Consider the following 5,660-nt stretch of genomic DNA (forward strand, 5'->3'; position numbering starts at 1 on the left):
TATTGGTTGAATTATTGTCGTGGGGCACCGCCTCCGTGGTGTGCCGCGATGTTTTTTAGCCTGGTTTGAATTTAGTGCAGTGCTGGTTCCCGTTTTCCCGGGGGCCGGTGTTGTGTCTGTTAGTAAACATTAACGGAGAGTTTGATCCTGGCTCAGGACGAACGCTGGCGGCGTGCTTAACACATGCAAGTCGAACGATGATCCGGTGCTTGCACCGGGGATTAGTGGCGAACGGGTGAGTAACACGTGAGTAACCTGCCCTTGACTCTGGGATAAGCCTGGGAAACCGGGTCTAATACCGGATACGACCTGTCACCGCATGGTGGTGGGTGGAAAGATTTATTGGTTTTGGATGGACTCGCGGCCTATCAGCTTGTTGGTGAGGTAATGGCTCACCAAGGCGACGACGGGTAGCCGGCCTGAGAGGGTGACCGGCCACACTGGGACTGAGACACGGCCCAGACTCCTACGGGAGGCAGCAGTGGGGAATATTGCACAATGGGCGAAAGCCTGATGCAGCGACGCCGCGTGAGGGATGACGGCCTTCGGGTTGTAAACCTCTTTCAGCAGGGAAGAAGCGAAAGTGACGGTACCTGCAGAAGAAGCGCCGGCTAACTACGTGCCAGCAGCCGCGGTAATACGTAGGGCGCAAGCGTTGTCCGGAATTATTGGGCGTAAAGAGCTCGTAGGCGGTTTGTCGCGTCTGCTGTGAAAGCCCGGGGCTCAACCCCGGGTCTGCAGTGGGTACGGGCAGACTAGAGTGCAGTAGGGGAGACTGGAATTCCTGGTGTAGCGGTGAAATGCGCAGATATCAGGAGGAACACCGATGGCGAAGGCAGGTCTCTGGGCTGTAACTGACGCTGAGGAGCGAAAGCATGGGGAGCGAACAGGATTAGATACCCTGGTAGTCCATGCCGTAAACGTTGGGCACTAGGTGTGGGGGACATTCCACGTTTTCCGCGCCGTAGCTAACGCATTAAGTGCCCCGCCTGGGGAGTACGGCCGCAAGGCTAAAACTCAAAGGAATTGACGGGGGCCCGCACAAGCGGCGGAGCATGCGGATTAATTCGATGCAACGCGAAGAACCTTACCAAGGCTTGACATGGACCGGACCGCCGCAGAAATGCGGTTTCCCTTCGGGGCCGGTTTACAGGTGGTGCATGGTTGTCGTCAGCTCGTGTCGTGAGATGTTGGGTTAAGTCCCGCAACGAGCGCAACCCTCGTTCTATGTTGCCAGCGCGTTATGGCGGGGACTCATAGGAGACTGCCGGGGTCAACTCGGAGGAAGGTGGGGACGACGTCAAATCATCATGCCCCTTATGTCTTGGGCTTCACGCATGCTACAATGGCCGGTACAAAGGGTTGCGATACTGTGAGGTGGAGCTAATCCCAAAAAGCCGGTCTCAGTTCGGATTGAGGTCTGCAACTCGACCTCATGAAGTCGGAGTCGCTAGTAATCGCAGATCAGCAACGCTGCGGTGAATACGTTCCCGGGCCTTGTACACACCGCCCGTCAAGTCACGAAAGTTGGTAACACCCGAAGCCGGTGGCCTAACCCCTTGTGGGAGGGAGCCGTCGAAGGTGGGACCGGCGATTGGGACTAAGTCGTAACAAGGTAGCCGTACCGGAAGGTGCGGCTGGATCACCTCCTTTCTAAGGAGCACCTCAAATTTTGCGCGGCCTTCCTAAGTGTTGGTTGTGCGGTTTGCAGGAGAGCCCATTGCGCAGGCGTTTGTTCTGCGGTGGGTGCTCGAGGGTGGAATATCAACGGATAGATTTTCTCTTGGCGGTTTCCATGCCGGTACGGTGTCCCCTTTTGCGGGGGTGCCTGGAAAGTGTGGGGGTTGTCCGGGGGGTTATTGTTTGGCACACTGTTGGGTCCTGAGGCAACAGGGACCGGTTCGCGAGGGCCGGTGTTTGTTTGTTTCTGGTTTCCTGCGCAGTCCGGGTCCGGGCCATGGTTTTGTCCGTGGTGCGGGGATGGGTGCGACGGGGTTGTTGTTTGAGAACTACATAGTGGACGCGAGCATCTTATAAAGAAGCAATTTTGATGAACCTGGATCTGTTTTGGATCTGTGGTTCTCTCGATATTAATGCTGATTTTGATCTTTTGTGGTCAAGTTTTTAAGAGCACACGGTGGATGCCTTGGCATCAGGAGCCGAAGAAGGACGTGGGAATCTGCGAAAAGCCTGGGGGAGTTGATAACCGAACTTTGATCCCAGGATGTCCGAATGGGGAAACCCCGCCAGGGGCACTTGTGTTACCTGGTGACCCGTATCTGAACACATAGGGTACGTGGAGGGAACGCGGGGAAGTGAAACATCTCAGTACCCGCAGGAAGAGAAAACAACAGTGATTCCGTTAGTAGTGGCGAGCGAACGCGGATGAGGCTAAACCGAGTCATGTGTGATAGCCGGCGGGCGTTGCATGGCCGGGGTTGCGGGACTTTCCGCTGCTGTTCTGCCGGACAGCTGAAGTGAGTGCAGATGCATAGGTGAACGGTCTTGAAAGGCCGGCCGGAGAAGGTGTTAGCCCTGTAACCGTAATGTGTGCTGCCGCTTGGAGAGTATCCCAAGTAGCACGGGGCCCGAGAAATCCCGTGCGAATCCGCCAGGACCACCTGGTAAGCCTAAATACTACCTGATGACCGATAGCGGACAAGTACCGTGAGGGAAAGGTGAAAAGTACCCCGGGAGGGGAGTGAAACAGTACCTGAAACCGTGTGCTTACAATCCGTCGGAGCAGCCCTAGCAGCTGTGACGGCGTGCCTTTTGAAGAATGAGCCTGCGAGTTAGTGTTACGTCGCGAGGTTAACCCGTGTGGGGAAGCCGTAGCGAAAGCGAGTCTGAACAGGGCGTTGCAGTGGCGTGATCTAGACCCGAAGCGGAGTGATCTACCCATGGCCAGGTTGAAGCGCGTGTAAGAGCGCGTGGAGGACCGAACCCACTTCAGTTGAAAATGGAGGGGATGAGCTGTGGGTAGGGGTGAAAGGCCAATCAAACTCCGTGATAGCTGGTTCTCCCCGAAATGCATTTAGGTGCAGCGTTGCGTGTTTCTTGCCGGAGGTAGAGCTACTGGATGGCCGATGGGCCCTACAAGGTTACTGACGTCAGCCAAACTCCGAATGCCGGCAAGTGAGAGCGCAGCAGTGAGACTGTGGGGGATAAGCTTCATAGTCGAGAGGGAAACAGCCCAGACCACCAACTAAGGCCCCTAAGCGTGTGCTAAGTGGGAAAGGATGTGGAGTTGCGAAGACAACCAGGAGGTTGGCTTAGAAGCAGCCATCCTTGAAAGAGTGCGTAATAGCTCACTGGTCAAGTGATTCCGCGCCGACAATGTAGCGGGGCTCAAGTACACCGCCGAAGTTGTGGCATTCATGTATTACCCAAGCCGGGGACTTGTTCCCTTGGTTCAGGGGCGTGGATGGGTAGGGGAGCGTCGTGTGGGCAGTGAAGCCGCGGTGGAAACCAGCGGTGGAGCCTACACGAGTGAGAATGCAGGCATGAGTAGCGAAAGACGGGTGGGAAACCCGTCCGCCGAATGATCAAGGGTTCCAGGGTCAAGCTAATCTGCCCTGGGTAAGTCGGGACCTAAGGCGAGGCCGACAGGCGTAGTCGATGGACAACGGGTTGATATTCCCGTACCGGCGAAAAACCGCCCATACCGAGCCGGTGATACTAACCGTCCAAACCGTGCATCCGTGCCCTTCGGGGCCAGTATGTGCGGGGCGCGCGGGACCTGAACCGGGGAGGTAAGCGTATTAACAGGTGTGACGCAGGAAGGTAGCCAGGCCGGGCGATGGTAGTCCCGGTCCAAGGATGTAGGGCGAACGGTAGGCAAATCCGCCGTTCATTAAGCCTGAGACCTGACGGGACCCCCGTATGGGGGGATCTGGTGATCCTATGCTGCCGAGAAAAGCATCGACGCGAGGTTTTAGCCGCCCGTACCCCAAACCGACACAGGTGATCAGGTAGAGAATACCAAGGCGATCGAGAGAATTATGGTTAAGGAACTCGGCAAAATGCCCCCGTAACTTCGGGAGAAGGGGGGCCTGCCCCGTGATACAGACTTGCTCTGTGGAGCGGGTGTGGGCCGCAGAGACCAGGGGGAAGCGACTGTTTACTAAAAACACAGGTCCGTGCGAAGTCGCAAGACGATGTATACGGACTGACTCCTGCCCGGTGCTGGAAGGTTAAGAGGACCGGTTAGCCCCTTCGGGGGCGAAGCTGAGAATTTAAGCCCCAGTAAACGGCGGTGGTAACTATAACCATCCTAAGGTAGCGAAATTCCTTGTCGGGTAAGTTCCGACCTGCACGAATGGAGTAACGACTTCCCCGCTGTCTCAACCATAAACTCGGCGAAATTGCACTACGAGTAAAGATGCTCGTTACGCGCAGCAGGACGGAAAGACCCCGAGACCTTTACTATAGTTTGGTATTGGTGTTCGGTGTGGCTTGTGTAGGATAGGTGGGAGACTGTGAAGCCCGGACGCCAGTTCGGGTGGAGTCATCGTTGAAATACCACTCTGGTCACTCTGGACATCTAACTTCGGCCCGTAATCCGGGTCAGGGACAGTGCCTGATGGGTAGTTTAACTGGGGCGGTTGCCTCCTAAAGAGTAACGGAGGCGCCCAAAGGTTCCCTCAGCCTGGTTGGCAATCAGGTGGCGAGTGTAAGTGCACAAGGGAGCTTGACTGTGAGAGAGACATCTCGAGCAGGGACGAAAGTCGGGACTAGTGATCCGGCGGCACATTGTGGAATGGCCGTCGCTCAACGGATAAAAGGTACCTCGGGGATAACAGGCTGATCTTGCCCAAGAGTCCATATCGACGGCATGGTTTGGCACCTCGATGTCGGCTCGTCGCATCCTGGGGCTGGAGTAGGTCCCAAGGGTTGGGCTGTTCGCCCATTAAAGCGGTACGCGAGCTGGGTTTAGAACGTCGTGAGACAGTTCGGTCCCTATCCGCTGCGCGCGCAGGAAATTTGAGAAGGTCTGTCCTTAGTACGAGAGGACCGGGACGGACGAACCTCTGGTGTGTCAGTTGTACTGCCAAGTGCATCGCTGATTAGCTACGTTCGGATTGGATAACCGCTGAAAGCATCTAAGCGGGAAGCCGGCTTCAAGATGAGATTTCCATACACCCTCGAGGTGTGGGAGGCCCCCAGCCAGACCACTGGGTTGATAGGCCGGATGTGGAAGCAGGGACTAAAGACCTGTGAAGCTGACCGGTACTAATAGGCCGATAACTTACACCACACACTTCCCTGGCCGTAAAACCGACTTCAAACGGTTTCACGGCAACGTAGAGGGGAAGGAAAAGATACTTGCATCGCGTCCACTATGTGGTTCCCGGACAACAACCGTCCGCAGGAACACCACAATTACATACAGTCCAAGAATGAACTGATGTAACCACAGGTTTCACCCCCTGCCCGCAGCCCGGAAACTCTTTTCCGGGCAACGACGGGCGGCCCGGGGTGGCAAGGGTTACGGCGGTCATAGCGTGGGGGAAACGCCCGGTCCCATTCCGAACCCGGAAGCTAAGACCCACAGCGCCGATGGTACTGCACCCGGGAGGGTGTGGGAGAGTAGGTCACCGCCGGACATCTTTTGAAAGTGAAGGGCTCCACCATGACGGTGGAGCCCTTCACCCATTTAA

General features: G+C 56.2%; 3 rRNA genes. All 3 read left to right on the forward strand.

The annotated features are described in order from the left end of the window. Nucleotides 1-129 precede the first annotated feature (129 nt). The 3 genes from HGO92_RS22830 to rrf all read left to right on the forward strand — a co-directional run bounded on the left by HGO92_RS22830 (nt 130) and on the right by rrf (nt 5,606). A 16S ribosomal RNA gene (locus HGO92_RS22830) occupies nt 130-1,653 on the forward strand. A 461-nt stretch (nt 1,654-2,114) separates the two neighbouring features. Continuing rightward, nucleotides 2,115-5,257: ribosomal RNA gene (locus HGO92_RS22835) — 23S ribosomal RNA — on the forward strand. Nucleotides 5,258-5,489: 232 nt separating this feature from the next. Beyond that, nucleotides 5,490-5,606: ribosomal RNA gene (gene rrf, locus HGO92_RS22840) — 5S ribosomal RNA — on the forward strand. Together the 16S, 23S and 5S rRNA genes form the textbook arrangement of a ribosomal RNA operon. Nucleotides 5,607-5,660 lie beyond the last annotated feature (54 nt).

It is taken from the genome of Crystallibacter degradans, assembly GCF_012952295.1.
Taxonomy (GTDB): Bacteria; Actinomycetota; Actinomycetes; order Actinomycetales; family Micrococcaceae; genus Crystallibacter; species Crystallibacter degradans.